Source organism: Streptomyces sp. NPDC002701, from assembly GCF_042889045.1.
Lineage (GTDB): Bacteria > Actinomycetota > Actinomycetes > Streptomycetales > Streptomycetaceae > Streptomyces.
On the sequence record NZ_JBIAQL010000004.1, the window covers coordinates 228,998 to 242,885 of the forward strand.

The window sequence follows — 13,888 nt, forward strand, 5'->3', positions numbered from 1 at the left end:
GATCCCCCCGTGAGCTGACATCAGCCGTCTGACACGGCCGCTGCAGGACGTCTACGCCGGTTTCGACGTGCCACCCGCCGCGTGATCTGCCGGGGTGTCGGCCCGGCCGGAGTCGGGGTATCGGCGAGTCTGCCGAGGAGTTCATCGAGCGCGACCTGGCCGTCGGTGAGAGCGGCTTGTTCGTCCTCGGTGAGGCACAGCTCAACTCCTACCGACCGTCGGCGTCCGACAGGGCGAAGCAACGCGACGTCGACAGATCTGGTTACACCGAGAAAGTCGTTCATCTGACGGGCCCTGTCGCGTGCGCGGCTTCTACCGATGGGTGCGGAGTCCGTCGAGGATGAGCGCGAGCATGTGGGGCGCCCGGTCCTGTGGGCTGGACGCGGCGCGCCACAGTGCGCCGGTGAGTTGGAGGAAGTCGCCTGGGTCTGCGTCCGCGCGGATGCTTCCGTCCTTCTTCCCGGCGTCGAGGAGTTCCGTGATGGCGGCGATGACCGGCCCGTAGCTCTGCTCGCTGATCGCCTGGTGTGCGCCTGGGCCGAGGGCGTCGCCGAGGCCGTGTTTTCTGCGCATGGCCTCGACGAGGTCGGTCGTCCAGTTGCGGAGCGCTTCCAGTGGAGGCATCTGGGCCAGCAAATCGGACACGGTGCCGGTGATGCGTGCCACCTCGTCCTGGTAGACGGCCAGGACCAGCGACTCGCGCGTGGGGAAGTTGCGGTACAGGGTGCCTGGGCCGACTCCGGCGCGCTGGGCGATCTGGTTCATCGACGTGCTGCCGTCCGCTGTGAGCGCTTCGCGCGCGGCGGTGAGGATGCGTGCCCTGTTCTCACGGGCGTCCGAGCGGACCACGGGACCTCGCTTTGCTATGTGGAGAGCTCTCCACTACCGTATGTGGAGACCTCTCCAGATAGTTTAAGGAGCATCATGCATTACATCAAGCTGGGTACGACCGGCCTCGACGTGTCCCCGATCGCGATCGGCGCGATGACCTACGGCGAGCCCGACCGCGGGCACCCCGTCTGGTCGAAGGGCGAACAGGACGCGCGCCCGCTCATCAAGCACGCGCTGGAGGCGGGGATCAACTTCTTCGACACCGCCAACATGTACTCCAACGGTTCCAGCGACGAGATCCTCGGCCGGGCGCTCAAGGACTTCGCCGACCGCGATGCCGTGGTGATCGCCACGAAACTGCGCCATCCGATGCGACTGGGACCCAACGGACGTGGCCTGTCCCGCAAGGCGATCATGACCGAGGTCGACCACTCGCTGCGCCGCCTCGGCATCGACTACATCGACCTCTACCAGATCCACCGCAACGACCACTCCACCTCCTGGGAGGAGACGCTGGAAGCGCTCAGCGACCTCGTGCGGGCCGGCAAGGCCCGCTACCTCGGCGCCTCCTCCATGCACGCATGGGAGTTCGCGAAGGCCCTGCGCCTGCAGAAGGAGAACGGCTGGGCGCGTTTCGTGTCGATGCAGGACCACTACAACCTCCTCGCCCGTGAGGAGGAGCGCGAGATGATCCCGCTGTGCCTGGACGAGGGCGTCGGCACGATCATCTGGTCGCCGCTGGCCCGCGGCCGCCTCACCCGCGCCTGGGACGACGCCCGCTCGACGGTGCGCTCCGAGACGGACGGCGCCTACGCGGACCTGCTCTACTCGCCGGCCGAGGAGGCGTCCAACCACGCGATCATCGACGCGGTCGGGCAGGTCGCGGATGCCCACGGCGTCAGCCGCGCACAGGTCGCGCTCGCCTGGCTGCGACGCCAGCCGGTCGTCACCGCGCCGCTGGTCGGCGCCGGTTCGGTCCGGCAGATCGACGAGGCCGTGGCCTCTCTGGACATCGAGCTCACCGACGACGACGTGCGCGCCCTGGAAGCCCCGTACACCCCCCGCTACGACTGGCAGGGCGTCTCGGACGAGGCCGAGATGGAGGCCATCCGCCGGCGCGTGCCCGGCATGGCGCTCGCGTGAACCCCATCGTCCGCTCCGGCGCCGCCGCCCGCGCCGGAGCCCTGCTCATACCCCTTGGCCCGCTCGTGTCCTGGGTCGCCGAGTTCATCACCGCCGCCGCATGGCAGGACCCGCCGTACTCGCCCCAGTACAACTGGGTCAGCCACCTCGGCCTGACCGGTCCCCCGCAGACCGCGTTCGGACAAGTCGCCAACTCCCCTCGGCGCCGTGATGGACAAACGCCAACGCCGACAACAGCCTGATCGCGTTCCACACCTCCGGCGCGCAGGACGTCATGCTCGCTGACAACATCATGGCGATCGTCGTCGGTGCCAGCGGAACCCGCATCGGTCTCACCAGGGGCCGGTCAACCGCGAGCATCACTCTCGGCACCGCCGGGCTGATCGCGTTCCCTCTCTTCATGACCGACGTGTTCACCGGCTGGACGTGGAATATCGACCTGTTCGAGCGCACCGTGATCTACCCGATCATGATCGGCCACGCCCTCCTCGGAAGCACCGTGACCGCCGCCCAGCACCACCGTGCGACGCACCCGCTGACACCCCGCACCGCACAAGCCGAAAGCTGAGGAGAGACAGATGACACGAGTGCTGGTCACCGGAGGAACCGGCTTCATCGGGAGCTGGTGCATCCAGGCCCTGCTGGATGCCGGGCACGCCGTCCGCACCACGGTCCGCGACCTGCAACGCGCGCCGGCCCTGCGGTCCTGGCTGCACGCGGCCACACCGTTCGACGACGACCGACTCACGGTCGTACGCGCCGACCTCGAACACCCCGACGGCTGGGACGCTGCCGTCGCCGACTGCGACTTCGTCCTGCACGTCGCCTCGCCGACCCTGCGCCATGCGCCGACGAACGACGACGACCTGGTGGTCCCGGCACGCGAGGGCGTCCTGCGGGTCCTGCGCGCAGCCCGCGGCGCCGGCGTGCGCCGGGTCGTCCTGACCAGCGCCTTCGGCGCCATCGGAATCGGGCACCCGCCGCGCTCGACCCCGTTCACCGAGGAGGACTGGACCAACGTCGACAGCGACATCCCGCCCTACCAGCGCTCCAAGACACTCGCCGAACGCGCCGCCTGGCAGTTCGTCCAGGACGAAGGCAGAGGTCTGGAACTGGCGGCGGTTCATCCCGTGGGGGTACTCGGACCCCTGCTCGGCCTGGACGACCCGCCATCCCTGCGCCTGGTCCGCCGAATGCTCGAAGGACAGGTTCCTGCGTGCCCTCCGTTCGGGATGGGTTTCGTCGACGTACGCGACGTCGCGGATCTGCACCTGCGCGCGATGACCGACCCGGCAGCCGCCGGCGAACGCTTCCTGGCGATCGCCGGGCACAGCCTGCGCGTCATCGACATCGCACGCATCCTCCACGACCGCCTCGGCGAGCGCGCCGCACAGGCCCCGACGCGTGAACTACCCGTGTGGCTCGCCCGCGCACTGGGCCTCGTGAACCCCGAACTACGCCTGCTCAAACACCAGCTCGGCCGGGATCTCGATGCCACAAGCATCAAGGCGGAGAAGCTCCTGGGATGGCGAGCGCGCCCCATCGACGACACCATCGCAGACACCGCCGAGAGCCTCCTCGCCCACGGCATCGGGACAAAGACCCGCTCGTAACCGGCCGACGCCCTCACCCGAGCAGCAACAGCCCTCTTTTGAGACCACCGGTTCCTCGTCCCAGGATGTGACGGACCACGTCCGCGCCGCGGGCGCAGTTCGAGGTCGCGTTCGACCGCAGATGTTGAACGCCAAGCTCAGGGTTTCCAGGTGCGGAGGAATGCAGTGATCCGTTCCGCTGTGCAGCGTGGGTTGTTGAGTTCGTGGGCGAGGGCGGTGAGCTGTTCCCGGGTGGGGTTGACGGGGATGTTGCTGGCTTCGAGGTACATGACGGCAACAGCGCAGGCGACGGTGAGGTTGGAGCGTTCCAGCCAGCGGCAGCGGCCGAGGTTGTGGACCAGGGCAGCGGCGCGGGCGTAGGGGCCGTCGTAGACGGGGGTGTCGAGGAGTTCGCCGCGGTGTCGGGCGACGGCCGCGATGGGGACGCCATAGTCGTCGGCGGCCGGGTCACGGCGGCCGGCCCGCTCGGCTACCTCAAGGATCCAGGATTCGTCGACGTGCAAAATCACTCGGCAGCACCCGGTTGCGGCTGGGCGTACGGGGCAGCAAGCTGCTCCTCGCGGTCGTCGAGGAAGGCGCCGTGCTCTTCGATGAGCCGCCGGGCTGCCGCCATGCCTGCAGCGCGCCAAGCTAAGCCGGAACGGTGAGCGGCGTTCACCTAGACACCGGCGTCGGCATCGGCATCGGCATCGGCATCGGCAGGCCCGTAGCCCCCCGGCGCCCGCCCTCACGCCCAGAACCAAAGGCTGTGCGGGCTGCCGAGGGAGACGATTCGCCGCGGCGAGTTCGACAGATTCCCAGGAGGTGGGATCGGTCGCCGGTTATTCGGGAAGTCAGCCGTACAGCTGCGTAGGGTCGCCCCCAAGGGCGGCCTTGACGAAACGCGCAGGGTCGTCGACCAGGACCTCGATCGCTCCGGCCTCGATCCCGGCCAGGCTGGCTCTCGCGACCTCGACGGGGTCGATCTTGGGTCCGTCGTTGCCGGCCATCATGTCGGTGTCAGCAGCCCCCAGGTGAACTCCCTGGACGAGGATGCCCTTGCCCGCCAGCTCCACCCGAACACCGTTGGTCATGTTCCACTCCGCGGCCTTGGCCACCGAGTACGACCCCGACCCGGCAGCAGTGGCCACCCAGGACAGGACCGACAGGACGTTGACGATGGCCCCCTCAGCGTTGGCGACCATGACCGGAGCGAAGGCGCGGATGACGCTCAGCGTGCCGAACAGGTGCGTCTCCAGGTCCGTGCGGATGTCCTGGACCGGGGACGTCAGCAAGTTCGCCCCGGTGGTGATGCCGGCGTTGTTGACCAGCACGGTGACGTCCGAGGCGGTGACCGCCGCCTGGGAGATCGACGTCTCGTCCAGCAGGTCCAGGTGCAGCGGGACGACACGGGAGTCACTGACGTCCAGCAGGTCGGGCCGGCGGGTACCGGCGTAGACCTTCTGCGCTCCTTCAGCCAGCAACTGCTCGACGAAGCGCCTGCCGATGCCCCGGTTGGCACCGGTCACCAGCGCGATGGATCCGTTGATCTGCATGATCGTCCTCTCGACGTCGTACGTGGGAGTGGCGAGGGAACGTCCTCTCGCCGGCGCTGGGTACGCTAGGACTTGACGTCGACGTGAAGGTCAAGACGTGCAGGTCAAGTCGATGACCGTTCCGTCGTGAGCCGAAGGGGTGGGCCGTGCCGGTCGAGCACCTACGCATCGGGCAAGTGGCCCAGCAGGCCGGGGTGAGCACCCGCGCGCTGCGCTACTACGAAGAGCAGGGACTGCTGGAGCCGCAGCGCACCACCAGCGGCCAGCGCCTGTACCCGGCCTCGGCCGTGGCGCGGGTGCAGCTCATCCAGCAACTGTTCACCGCCGGGCTCAACAGCCCACTGCTCGCCACGCTCCTGCCGGCCATCGATGCCCGCCACCTCGATGCCGAGTTGTCGGCGCGACTGCTGGCCGAGCACGCACGGCTGGAGTCAGAGGTCGCCGATCTGCAGGCGGCCGGCCGCCGCCTCGCCGCACTGATCGGCCTCGTCGATCACCCCGCCGATGCGTCGTGCCCGGCGTCCCTCGACGAGGCAGTGGCTGATGGGGCACAGACATCGAGGAGGACGTCACTTCGCCCTGCGCGCAAGGCCCGCGTCGCGTGAGCACAAGCTCCTGAACGCTCGCGGAGCCAGCCAGCCAGCCACCCACCGTCGCCGACGGCCTGCACCGACTCATACGCCTCGCCGCCACCCGAGCACACGCCGAGGAACCCGCCAAGGCGGCTGACACCTGCCCTCCCGCGCCGAGAGGTGGCGTCACCTACTCACCGGCCCGGGCCACGAGCAGCGGCTGGAAGAAGCCGGTCTCCTGCGGCATCCGCCACTTGGGGTCGACAAATCCGGCCTCGGCTGCGAGGCGCCTCAGTCGGTCCCCGCCGAGTGCCCAGTAGGTAGTACGGCGGACCTGGACGCGCCATTCTCGGCCTGCCGGGAGGAGTTGGAAGTGCTCCAGGTCGTAGTGCTCGCCGTCGTCGTGCCAGTGCCAGAGCTGGAAGGTGACGGTTCGTTCGTCGCCGTCGGCGCAGTCGACGTTCCTGTGGACTTGTGGAGGCGTCGAAGTCGGGCGGTCGCGCAGCAGGTCGTCGTAGTGGCGTGTACTGACCAGCAGTAGGCCGTCGGGACGCAGCACGCGATGCATCTCGGCCAGGGCGGCGTGCACATCCAGCTCAGTCAGCAGGTGCGGCAGCGAGTTGTCGGCGCAGACGACGGTGTCGAACCGGCCATCAGAGAACGGGAGGCGTCGCATATCGGCAGCGGCCGTGCGCAGGCTCAGGTTCCGGCTGGCGGCCTCACGGGCAGCGCGGGCGGCGGCGCGGGGGCTGAGGTCGGTCCCGTTGACCCGGTGCCCGCGCAGAGCCAGGCCGATGGCCTGCGTGCCGATGCCGCAGGAACAGTCGAGGACGGCCGCGCGCTCTTCGCCGATCAGGGCGTCCAGGGCGTCCCCCTGCCGACGGATGCTCGCGTCCCAGTCTGAGTAGATCAGGTGGTAGTCATCAGCCAGTTCGTCGTAGAAGTGCGCCACCGATGTCTCGGGCATGGGCCGGAGATTACCGTGCCTGCGTCCCCAGAGGTGCCGGTTCATCGCCCGTGATCGGGTACGAACGCCCACGTGCGGGCCGGTGACGGGGGCGACGCGAAGGTCGGGAGAGGAGTTCGCCACTGCGGTTGGGCGGAGGGTCAGGTCTTCGCCCAACCGCAGCACGGACCTCACCTCACGGTGACGTGATGTGGCCCGCGAACTCGGCCTCCACGACCGAGGCACCCACATAGACCAGCACTTTGCCATCAGGGATCCCCCAGTCACCGCGGCCCTCGTCCCAGTACGACAACACCTCGCGCTCGCCGCGACAGGGGGGCAGCCACGGCACGCCGCTCCCCCGGCTTCAGCGTCATCGTGGTGAAGCCCACAGCTTGCGAACCGGGGTGTCGGTCCATGGCATCAGCATCGGGCCGACGGCGACCTGCTCCCCCGTCTCGCCGGTGAGCGCCCGATGCGCGTCGGTGGTCACCGTGTCGGCGGGGGCGGCGGGAAGCGGGTTGTCACGGTCAGGCCAGGGACTCGAAGTATGCCTTCTGCGCCGGGTAGTAGTCCTCGAAGTCTGGCCGTGGCCCGCCCGTGCGAGCGGCGGTGAGCATGTCCAGGTAGTACTCCCAGCCTGGTCCGGTCTGGCCGAGGTGCTCCGTGGAGGCGAGGTGATGGACCAGCCGGAGTTCGGTGGTGCCGTCGTTCTCGGACAGCAGCAGCTCCATCGACCAGGATCCGGCCTCGTCCTCCATGGAGATGGCGAGTCGGCGCGGCGGTTCGCATGCCTCGATGCGCACTGGGCACCAGGGCGCCGACTCCTCAAATACCATCTGCACCTCGACGGTGAGGCCGGCCGCCGCCTGGCCACGCCAAGGACCGAACCAGCGAGCGGTGCGCTCCGGCTCGGTGACGCTCGCCCAGACGTCGTCGGCGGAGGCGCGGTAGCTGCGGGTGAGGATCAGGTCGTGTCCCGTCGGGGTGGGAATGAGTTGTCCGGTGGGCTCAAGGGTCATGCCGTGTCCTCCTTGGAGTGGCGAGCGGTGGACTGATCGTTGGCGGACTCGGCCCGGTTACGGTCCCGTCGGGTGCGGTAGACCTCGGTCTCCAACGCGGCCAGCCGCTGCGGCCAGTCGACGTGCTGGGGGTCGAACTGAGTGAGCCAGGCGCCGAGGTCACCCAGCCGGGGACGGAAAAGGGAGTAACGCCGATGGCGTCCGATCTGCTCGTCCCGGACCAGGCCGCTCTCCCGCAGCACGCGCAGGTGACGACTGACCGCGGGTCGGCTGATGGTGAACCGGGCGGCGATGTCGCCTGCCGTCAGCGGGGTACGGCGCAACATCATCAGGATCTCCCGGCGCACCGGATCGGCGATGGCGTCGGCCACCTTGCTCAGGTCGTCCACACTCTAAGCGTAACCTACAGGTTACGCGTTAAGGTGGCCAGCTTCGTAAGTGGGCTCCGGGATGCGGCCGCTCCTTCCGGACGATCGACCGCGTCCCCTTCGGCCAACGTCCTCATGATCCCGACATCGGCCTGGACTCCAGCCGTCGAGACCGGCGGTGAGGTCCACGACGATGCCTGGGTCGTCGAACTCAGAGCGCGGCCTGGCCGCCGCGCACCAGCGCGGCGTCGATGTAGGGTCACGGCGCGGCAGCACGGGGTCGACCAGGACCCCGTGATACTCCAGGCGCACGTCCCCCGCGTTCATGCCGACCTGCGCCAGGTACCGATCCGGGCCGTCACCCAGGGGCGTACCTCCAGCACCCTCGCCAGCGAGAGACCGCACTGGTCGACGAGGGGGCGTCCGGGGTCGACGTACACGTCGTGGAGGTGTTCCAGAAGCAAGGTGGCGGGTGCCGAGGGCGGGAGCGGGGCTGGAGAGGAGTTCGTCGAGGTAGGCGGGTCCGGCGGTGGGGCGATGGGCGGGGTAGAGGGCGGCGCTACCCCGTACCGTGCCGGCCTCGTTGCGCAGGCCGTAGCCATGGCCACGCCAGGTCAGGGGCGGGCGGGTGCCGAGGACCGCCTCGCTCACCGCGGTCGTCCAGCGCTCCCGGTCGTCCGCGTGCTCGACGCAGCCGACCCCGAAGCCACCGCCGACGCCCACCACGCGTGGCGCGAGGCCCCGTGCGCGGCGCCTGCCCACCGCAACGCGGCGGAGCCTCCACCGGCCGCCGACGTCGTATCCAGCACAACGCCGAAACCAACACCTCGCGCCGTGGCGGCACCTTCGACGAGCACCCCACCGGCCGTACGCCCGGGAAGTCAACGGCCGCCGGGATCGTTCGCGTAGGGCAGCAGAGCCATTTCCCGGGCGTTCTTGATGGCGGCGGCGAGCTTGCGCTGCTGCTGCGCGGTGACACGGGTGACGCGGCGGCTGCGGATCTTGCCGCGGTCGGAGATGAACTTCCGCAGCAGGTCGGTGTCCTTGTAGTCGATGTAGGTGATCTTCGCCGCGTCGAGCGGGTTGGGGCGGGGCTTGACGGGCTTGCGGGTTTCCTGGCGGCGGGCCATGGGTGTCGCTCCTTGGAGTACGGGAGTGTTCGGTGGGTCAGGCAGGGTCGAGGAGGGGGTCGAAAGCGGCAGGGAGGGACTTCCACGCCTCGCGTCCGGCGGCGTACTCGGCGTCGGTCAGCAGGCAGGACTCGAGGAGTCGTTCGAGCCCTTCACGGTCCAGCCCCGGGGAGGTGAAGACGAGGTGCTGGCAGCAGTCGCCGTGTTCGGGGTGCCAGTCCAGTGAAGCGGCGGCCTGCCGCATGGGCGGGACCATCTCCCAGGCCGCGTCGGGCAGAGAGGCCAGCCACGGACCGGCGTTCTCCACGCACAACGCGCCGCCCGCGGCGTCCCAGGCGAGCAGGGTGTCGGGGCGATCGGCGAGCCAGAACCGGCCGCGGCTTCGCGCGGCGGCGCAGCACAGGTCCTCCAGCGCTTCGTACAGGCGCTCGGGATGGAAGGGGCGGTGACGGCGCCAGACGAGGGTTGCCACTCCGGCCTCGTCGGCCTCCTGGGGCAGGAGTGCGTACGCGGGGTGCTGGGCGGCGGCCGCTGTCTCGACGTCGAAGCCGGCGAAGGCGAGTTCGGCGAGTTCAGCGGAGTCCGCCGCCACCTGGCGGGCGGTGGGGTGCAGTTGTGTGAGGAGTGCGGCGTCCTCACTGTCCGCCTCCGCGTTGTCGACCAGCGCGAGGACGGGCGCGTACTCCAGCTGGCGGGCCCAGGTGTCGCCTACGGTGCGCTGATCGGTGGGGGCGGCCGCGAGACCGACTTCGGCCAGGTCGTCCCCGTTGGCCAGGTAGGGCAGCACCAGGGCGGGGTCGACAGCTGTCATCACGCCGGTGAGGAGCAGGTCGTCGCCCTCGTGCGCGGCGACGACCTCCGCCATCGCCTTGGGTTCGACCGAGTCCCAGAGCTCGACGACGGCGAGCCGGGTCAGGCCGGCGGCGGCCAGCCGCCGCAGCTCCGGGACGAGGTCCTCACGCAGCGCGCAGCAGGCACAGTCCTCGACCAACGGGGTCTCCGCGTCGGACAGGAGCCCGGAGACGTCGCGGACCAGGCGACGCACGGTGCCGCCGCTCGCACCGGTCAGGTCGTGGTGGAGGGCGACGCTGCCGGGGACGGCGCGCAGCAGCCGGTCGACGACTTCCGTGCGGGCCTCGGCGTGCAGCCCGGCGACGAGGACGACGGGCAGCCGGGAGTCCCGCGCCATCACCGGACTCCGTAGCGGCGCTCGAAGCGTTCGACGCGTCCGGCGGTGTCCAGCACACGGGCGGTGCCGGTGTAGAAGGGGTGGCTCACCGAGGAGATCTCGACGTCGACGAGCGGGTAGGTGTTGCCGTCCTCCCATTCGATCGTCTTGTCGCTGGTCATCGTGGAGCGGGTGAGGAAGGCGTGGTTCGAGGCGGTGTCGCGGAAGACGACGGGGCCGTATGCGGGGTGGATGCCGGGCTTCACGGCAGGGCTGCCTTTCGGGAGTCGAGTCAGGTGAGGTCAGGTCGGGAGAGGGGTCAGCGCTCTTCGCGGAAGTCGACGTGCCGCCGGACGACGGGGTCGTACTTGCGCAGGACCATCCGGTCGGGGTCGTTGCGGCGGTTCTTGCGGGTGACGTACGTGAAGCCGGTGCCGGCGGTGGAGCGCAGCTTGACGACCGGGCGGAGTTCGTTGCGTGCCATGAGGCTAGTATATGGGAACGATTTCCATTACCGATAAGGGATGGACGCAGAGAGAGGCAGGTAACACCCATGTCCGCACACTGCCAACTGACCGGCGCCGAGCCGGGCTTCGGCAACGCGATCTCCCACTCGCACCGGCGCACCTCGCGCCGCTTCGACCCGAACATCCAGCGAAAGCGTTACCGGCTCCCCAGTGAGGGCCGCACCGTCCGCCTGACCTTGAGCGCCAGGGCGATCAAGACGGTGGACGTGATCGGCATCGAGGCGGCCGTGGCGCGGATCCGGGCGCGCGGAGGGAAGGTCTGATGGCGAAGAAGAGCAAGATCGCACAGAACGAGAAGCGCAAGGCGATCGTCGAGCGGTACGCCGTCCGACGGGCCGAGCTCAAGGAGATCATGCGCCGTCCCTCGTCCACCCAGGACGAACGGCGCGTCGCGCTCGCGGAGTTGCGCAGGCAGCCACGCAACGCCAGCGCCACTCGCGTCCGCAACCGCGACAGCGTCGACGGCCGCCCCCGCGGCTACCTGCGCAAGTTCGGCCTCTCCCGCGTCCGCACGCGCCAGCAGGCGCACGCCGGCTTCCTGCCCGGCGTGACCAAGTCATCGTGGTGACGGTGACGGGACACCGCTGACACCAAGACTCCGACGGCACAAAAGTCTCGGTGCATTTCGGCGGGCACGCGACTCGCGGCTCGGTCCGTCGCACCGCCCCAACGCCGCTTCCGGACCGACCGCGGGTCACCCACGAACTTCCTGCCCGTTCCGGAGAGGCTACGTCTCAGAACACCTCCTCGGAGACCTGGCGTGGGCGGTGCGATCGCGGATGAACACGGCGGGCCACCGGTGCTGGAGTCCCACGGGCTTCGCCGAGCATCGGCGGTCAGGCATCCAGGAGGCCAAGGTCTGGCAGGCACCTCAGCGGATCAGGGTGGCGGCAGCGCGGCATCCGGCCCGCGATCGCGGAGCGGGGACAACCGCACGGCACCGGTCCGGGCACCTTCCGCTGGGTCGTCGAGCGCACGATCTCCTGGCTGCACGGCTTCCGCCGCCTGCGCATCCGATGGGAACGACGCGACGACATCCACCTCAGAAGGTTCTGAGATTGACGGCGGACGGCTGTCGGCGGGAGTCCGGAGGAAGTAGTGCACCTGCTCCGCCGGCGACAGCGTCGCCGGAAGCGGGTACGGCACGTCACCGGCCGCGACCCTCTCGCTCAGGTACGACGTCAGCCGCGCCCTGCGCCTGGGGTGGCGCAGGGCGGTGCACTTCAGAGCACTGATCACTCGTCGCGCAGTGCCGCCAGGACGGCCCGGACCCCGGCCTCTCCCCCGGCGGCCAGACCCCACATCACCGGGCGCCCACACCCACGGCCGTCGCGCCCAGAGCCAGGGCGACGGCGACGTCGGTGCCCCGGCGCACCCCGCCGTCCAACAGAACCGGCACCCGGCCCGCGACGGCGTCGGCAATCGCGGGCAGGCAGTCCAGTGCGGCCGGGACGGCGTCGCACTGGCGGCCCCCGTGGTTGGAGACGATCACCCCGGCCACACCGTGCTCGACGGCCAGCCGCGCGTCCGCCGGATGGAGAACCCTTTTGACCAGCACGGGAAGCGCGGTCATGCGTACCGCCTCTTCGAAGTCCCGCCAGGACAGAGCCGGGGACATGGGGATGTCGGTGAGGGAGCCGGCCGGGGCTCCCGGATTCCTCGAGGGCGTGCGGATGCCGACCCGCTGCGTTCGGGGGGTGCAGCCGGTGATGGCGACGAACGTCAGAACGTCCTGGCGGAGAGTTGCAACGGCCGGTTCGACCGGACGTGTACATACTGCAAGAGCGCCTGGCGCAGACATTCGCTGCAGAGCGCAGCAGAGGCACGGCGGAAGTGTCACCGCGCTCCTGCGCTTGGTCTTTGGGTGCGTGTTACAGGGTGGTGCGGCCCGGGGTGGTATCGGTGCCAGGTGTGTTCGGGACAGACCCGGGGGTGGGGGTGCCGTGCGCGGTGCCGGTATGGGGGGTTCCGTGCGCGTCACGGGGGCGGCCGTAGTGGTTGCCGATCTGATCGTGGTACAAGTCGTCGTTCAGGTGCGCGTCCTTGTCAAACTCCGGGGCGGCCTTGATCTCGTCCTTGGTACGGGAGACCTGGATGGTCTGCTCGTCGACGTTCACGGCTGTGATGGTGCCGGCGGGCAGGAGGACTTCCTTGCCGAAGATCCACACACCGGTGTCGACGACGATGTACTGGTCGCCGACTTCACCGGAGTGCTTGTCGACCTTGCCTATGCTGCCGTCACTGGCTTCGACCTTGAAGCCCGTCAAGTTGATGCCCGGGGCATGGCCGGCGGCCGGTTGGTACTGCCACATGTTGTCGCTCAAGGTTCCTCCCTCGCAGGTGTCCCTCACGGAAGAGAGGTGCAGTTTTGCACCATGTGCCCTCATCCGCGGCTTCCTGGCGTGTGTCCCCGTAACACGAGCCGAAACGGACGGACGCTGGCGCGACAGTCCTTGAGCTCCTAGCGGAAGCTATTGATCATGTGACTGTCCGTTTGATCGCTCGTTGGTCCGGTCATGGCAAAGCATCGGTCACGGCCGCCGTGAATCGTCTCAACGGCGTGTGGGACGCACTGCATCTGGTGCTGCTGACGGGGCTGCAGGCCACGAAGAAGTCTGACCGGTCACGGGCGGTGATCGATTCTTCCCATGCCAGGGCGGCCCGAAGAGGCCCAAAAGCGGACCCAGCCCGGTCGACCGCACAGCAAGCACCACGTCCTCACTGACGCGGGAATGACCGTCTGTGGGACACAGCGAGCCGGTACCAAGTCAACGGGCGCAGCAGGCCCCTGCCACGGTCGGTGACAACTGCTGTCGTGATGACAGCCTTCGATGGAGCACTGGTCGCCCGCATCGCCGTCAGCCACTTCGGCTTGCCCCGCTCCCTACGGTGCCGACGTAGACCTCGTTCAGGCGGATGGCGGATGGCGGATAAGGGCTACCAAAGGTGCCGCAAGGTGCCGCCTTGACCTGGTGCGGCGGCTTGCTGACGTTCCGTGCCCTGTCGTCGGCCGTGTCGTTGAACCCGGCGCCA

18 protein-coding genes and 5 pseudogenes are annotated in these 13,888 nt (G+C 69.2%); 9 read left to right on the forward strand and 14 right to left on the reverse strand.

The genetic code is table 11. The features are described 5' to 3' along the window. Window positions 1–312 precede the first annotated feature (312 nt). Window positions 313–849: a TetR/AcrR family transcriptional regulator gene (locus tag ACFYXC_RS13635; RefSeq protein ID WP_389550603.1), complete on the reverse strand. Its 537-nt coding sequence runs from the start codon at window positions 847–849 to the stop codon at window positions 313–315. Window positions 850–924: 75 nt separating this feature from the next. On the opposite strand from ACFYXC_RS13635, the gene ACFYXC_RS13640 reads away from it, so the two are divergent. From ACFYXC_RS13640 to ACFYXC_RS13655, 4 genes are read left to right on the forward strand one after another with little or no spacing between them, the layout of a single operon-like run. After that, window positions 925–1,974 carry an aldo/keto reductase gene (locus tag ACFYXC_RS13640; RefSeq protein ID WP_389550606.1) on the forward strand — a complete coding sequence of 350 codons (1,050 nt, stop codon included), beginning with the start codon at window positions 925–927 and terminating at the stop codon, window positions 1,972–1,974. Continuing rightward, window positions 1,971–2,216 carry a hypothetical protein gene (locus tag ACFYXC_RS13645; protein WP_389550607.1) on the forward strand — a complete coding sequence of 82 codons (246 nt, stop codon included), beginning with the start codon at window positions 1,971–1,973 and terminating at the stop codon, window positions 2,214–2,216. The genes ACFYXC_RS13640 and ACFYXC_RS13645 overlap by 4 nt, the downstream gene beginning before the upstream one ends. 32 nt (window positions 2,217–2,248) lie before the next feature. After that, window positions 2,249–2,542 (forward strand): hypothetical protein, encoded by a 294-nt coding sequence (locus ACFYXC_RS13650; protein ID WP_389550610.1) that lies wholly within the window; start codon window positions 2,249–2,251, stop codon window positions 2,540–2,542. 10 nt (window positions 2,543–2,552) lie between these two features. Beyond that, window positions 2,553–3,587 carry an SDR family oxidoreductase gene (locus tag ACFYXC_RS13655; RefSeq protein WP_389550613.1) on the forward strand — a complete coding sequence of 345 codons (1,035 nt, stop codon included), beginning with the start codon at window positions 2,553–2,555 and terminating at the stop codon, window positions 3,585–3,587. 137 nt (window positions 3,588–3,724) lie between these two features. Here ACFYXC_RS13655 and ACFYXC_RS13660 read toward each other — a convergent pair whose 3' ends face one another. Beyond that, window positions 3,725–4,096 (reverse strand): fic family toxin-antitoxin system, toxin component, encoded by a 372-nt coding sequence (locus tag ACFYXC_RS13660; protein WP_389550616.1) that lies wholly within the window; start codon window positions 4,094–4,096, stop codon window positions 3,725–3,727. 324 nt (window positions 4,097–4,420) lie between these two features. After that, on the reverse strand, window positions 4,421–5,122 hold the full coding sequence (locus ACFYXC_RS13665; RefSeq protein WP_389550618.1) for an SDR family oxidoreductase: 702 nt from the start codon (window positions 5,120–5,122) through the stop codon (window positions 4,421–4,423). Between the two features lie 146 nt (window positions 5,123–5,268). Between ACFYXC_RS13665 and ACFYXC_RS13670 the strand changes: the two genes are divergently transcribed. Further along, complete coding sequence (locus tag ACFYXC_RS13670; protein ID WP_389550621.1) at window positions 5,269–5,727, forward strand: MerR family transcriptional regulator; 459 nt, start codon at window positions 5,269–5,271, stop codon at window positions 5,725–5,727. Window positions 5,728–5,884: 157 nt separating this feature from the next. Here ACFYXC_RS13670 and ACFYXC_RS13675 read toward each other — a convergent pair whose 3' ends face one another. The 9 genes and pseudogenes from ACFYXC_RS13675 to rpmG form a co-directional block, all read right to left on the reverse strand. Beyond that, window positions 5,885–6,661: a class I SAM-dependent methyltransferase gene (locus ACFYXC_RS13675; protein WP_389550623.1), complete on the reverse strand. Its 777-nt coding sequence runs from the start codon at window positions 6,659–6,661 to the stop codon at window positions 5,885–5,887. 175 nt (window positions 6,662–6,836) lie between these two features. Then, the gene (locus tag ACFYXC_RS13680) at window positions 6,837–6,992 is read right to left on the reverse strand and encodes a hypothetical protein (RefSeq protein WP_389550626.1); all 156 of its coding nucleotides are present in this window, start codon (window positions 6,990–6,992) and stop codon (window positions 6,837–6,839) included. A gap of 178 nt (window positions 6,993–7,170) precedes the next feature. Further along, a complete protein-coding gene (locus tag ACFYXC_RS13685; protein ID WP_389550628.1) occupies window positions 7,171–7,662 on the reverse strand; it encodes an SRPBCC family protein in 492 nt (163 codons plus the stop codon). Further along, window positions 7,659–8,051 carry an ArsR/SmtB family transcription factor gene (locus ACFYXC_RS13690; protein ID WP_389550631.1) on the reverse strand — a complete coding sequence of 131 codons (393 nt, stop codon included), beginning with the start codon at window positions 8,049–8,051 and terminating at the stop codon, window positions 7,659–7,661. The genes ACFYXC_RS13685 and ACFYXC_RS13690 overlap by 4 nt, the downstream gene beginning before the upstream one ends. A 237-nt stretch (window positions 8,052–8,288) precedes the next feature. Then, window positions 8,289–8,780, reverse strand: a pseudogene (locus ACFYXC_RS13695) (Y4yA family PLP-dependent enzyme); the annotation flags it as partial. Between the two features lie 131 nt (window positions 8,781–8,911). Continuing rightward, complete coding sequence (rpsR, locus tag ACFYXC_RS13700; protein WP_389550634.1) at window positions 8,912–9,160, reverse strand: 30S ribosomal protein S18; 249 nt, start codon at window positions 9,158–9,160, stop codon at window positions 8,912–8,914. 37 nt (window positions 9,161–9,197) lie between these two features. Next, entirely contained in the window at window positions 9,198–10,349 is a 1,152-nt protein-coding gene (locus tag ACFYXC_RS13705) for a CobW family GTP-binding protein (RefSeq protein ID WP_389550637.1), read from the reverse strand. Continuing rightward, window positions 10,349–10,594 (reverse strand): type B 50S ribosomal protein L31, encoded by a 246-nt coding sequence (locus ACFYXC_RS13710; RefSeq protein ID WP_388907519.1) that lies wholly within the window; start codon window positions 10,592–10,594, stop codon window positions 10,349–10,351. The genes ACFYXC_RS13705 and ACFYXC_RS13710 overlap by 1 nt, the downstream gene beginning before the upstream one ends. Window positions 10,595–10,647: 53 nt before the next feature. Further along, window positions 10,648–10,812, reverse strand: coding sequence for a 50S ribosomal protein L33 (rpmG, locus tag ACFYXC_RS13715; RefSeq protein WP_384830383.1), 165 nt, complete (start codon window positions 10,810–10,812; stop codon window positions 10,648–10,650). 69 nt (window positions 10,813–10,881) lie between these two features. Here rpmG and rpmB point away from each other — a divergent pair, with 69 nt between their 5' ends. The 3 genes and pseudogenes from rpmB to ACFYXC_RS13730 form a co-directional block, all read left to right on the forward strand. Then, window positions 10,882–11,118 (forward strand): 50S ribosomal protein L28, encoded by a 237-nt coding sequence (gene rpmB, locus ACFYXC_RS13720; RefSeq protein WP_389550641.1) that lies wholly within the window; start codon window positions 10,882–10,884, stop codon window positions 11,116–11,118. After that, window positions 11,118–11,423: a 30S ribosomal protein S14 gene (rpsN, locus tag ACFYXC_RS13725; protein ID WP_389550644.1), complete on the forward strand. Its 306-nt coding sequence runs from the start codon at window positions 11,118–11,120 to the stop codon at window positions 11,421–11,423. The genes rpmB and rpsN overlap by 1 nt, the downstream gene beginning before the upstream one ends. A 320-nt stretch (window positions 11,424–11,743) precedes the next feature. Continuing rightward, window positions 11,744–11,911: pseudogene (locus tag ACFYXC_RS13730) on the forward strand (IS5/IS1182 family transposase); the annotation flags it as partial. Between the two features lie 182 nt (window positions 11,912–12,093). Here ACFYXC_RS13730 and ACFYXC_RS13735 read toward each other — a convergent pair. Beyond that, window positions 12,094–12,509, reverse strand: a pseudogene (locus tag ACFYXC_RS13735) (alpha-hydroxy acid oxidase); the annotation flags it as partial. A 325-nt stretch (window positions 12,510–12,834) separates the two neighbouring features. After that, a pseudogene (locus ACFYXC_RS13740) lies at window positions 12,835–13,179 on the reverse strand (PRC-barrel domain-containing protein); the annotation flags it as partial. A gap of 233 nt (window positions 13,180–13,412) precedes the next feature. Between ACFYXC_RS13740 and ACFYXC_RS13745 the strand changes: the two are divergent. After that, window positions 13,413–13,584, forward strand: a pseudogene (locus ACFYXC_RS13745) (IS5/IS1182 family transposase); the annotation flags it as partial. Window positions 13,585–13,888 lie beyond the last annotated feature (304 nt).

Excerpts from the sequence above, each read along its gene's own strand:
- ACFYXC_RS13640 (WP_389550606.1), top strand. The coding sequence starts at position 925 with ATGCATTACATCAAGCTGGGTACGACCGGCCTCGACGTGTCCCCGATC.
- ACFYXC_RS13650 (WP_389550610.1), top strand. The coding sequence starts at position 2,249 with ATGCTCGCTGACAACATCATGGCGATCGTCGTCGGTGCCAGCGGAACC.
- ACFYXC_RS13655 (WP_389550613.1), top strand. The coding sequence starts at position 2,553 with ATGACACGAGTGCTGGTCACCGGAGGAACCGGCTTCATCGGGAGCTGG.
- ACFYXC_RS13665 (WP_389550618.1), bottom strand. The coding sequence starts at position 5,122 with ATGCAGATCAACGGATCCATCGCGCTGGTGACCGGTGCCAACCGGGGC.
- ACFYXC_RS13675 (WP_389550623.1), bottom strand. The coding sequence starts at position 6,661 with ATGCCCGAGACATCGGTGGCGCACTTCTACGACGAACTGGCTGATGAC.
- ACFYXC_RS13685 (WP_389550628.1), bottom strand. The coding sequence starts at position 7,662 with ATGACCCTTGAGCCCACCGGACAACTCATTCCCACCCCGACGGGACAC.
- rpsR (WP_389550634.1), bottom strand. The coding sequence starts at position 9,160 with ATGGCCCGCCGCCAGGAAACCCGCAAGCCCGTCAAGCCCCGCCCCAAC.
- ACFYXC_RS13705 (WP_389550637.1), bottom strand. The coding sequence starts at position 10,349 with ATGGCGCGGGACTCCCGGCTGCCCGTCGTCCTCGTCGCCGGGCTGCAC.
- rpmG (WP_384830383.1), bottom strand. The coding sequence starts at position 10,812 with ATGGCACGCAACGAACTCCGCCCGGTCGTCAAGCTGCGCTCCACCGCC.
- rpmB (WP_389550641.1), top strand. The coding sequence starts at position 10,882 with ATGTCCGCACACTGCCAACTGACCGGCGCCGAGCCGGGCTTCGGCAAC.
- rpsN (WP_389550644.1), top strand. The coding sequence starts at position 11,118 with ATGGCGAAGAAGAGCAAGATCGCACAGAACGAGAAGCGCAAGGCGATC.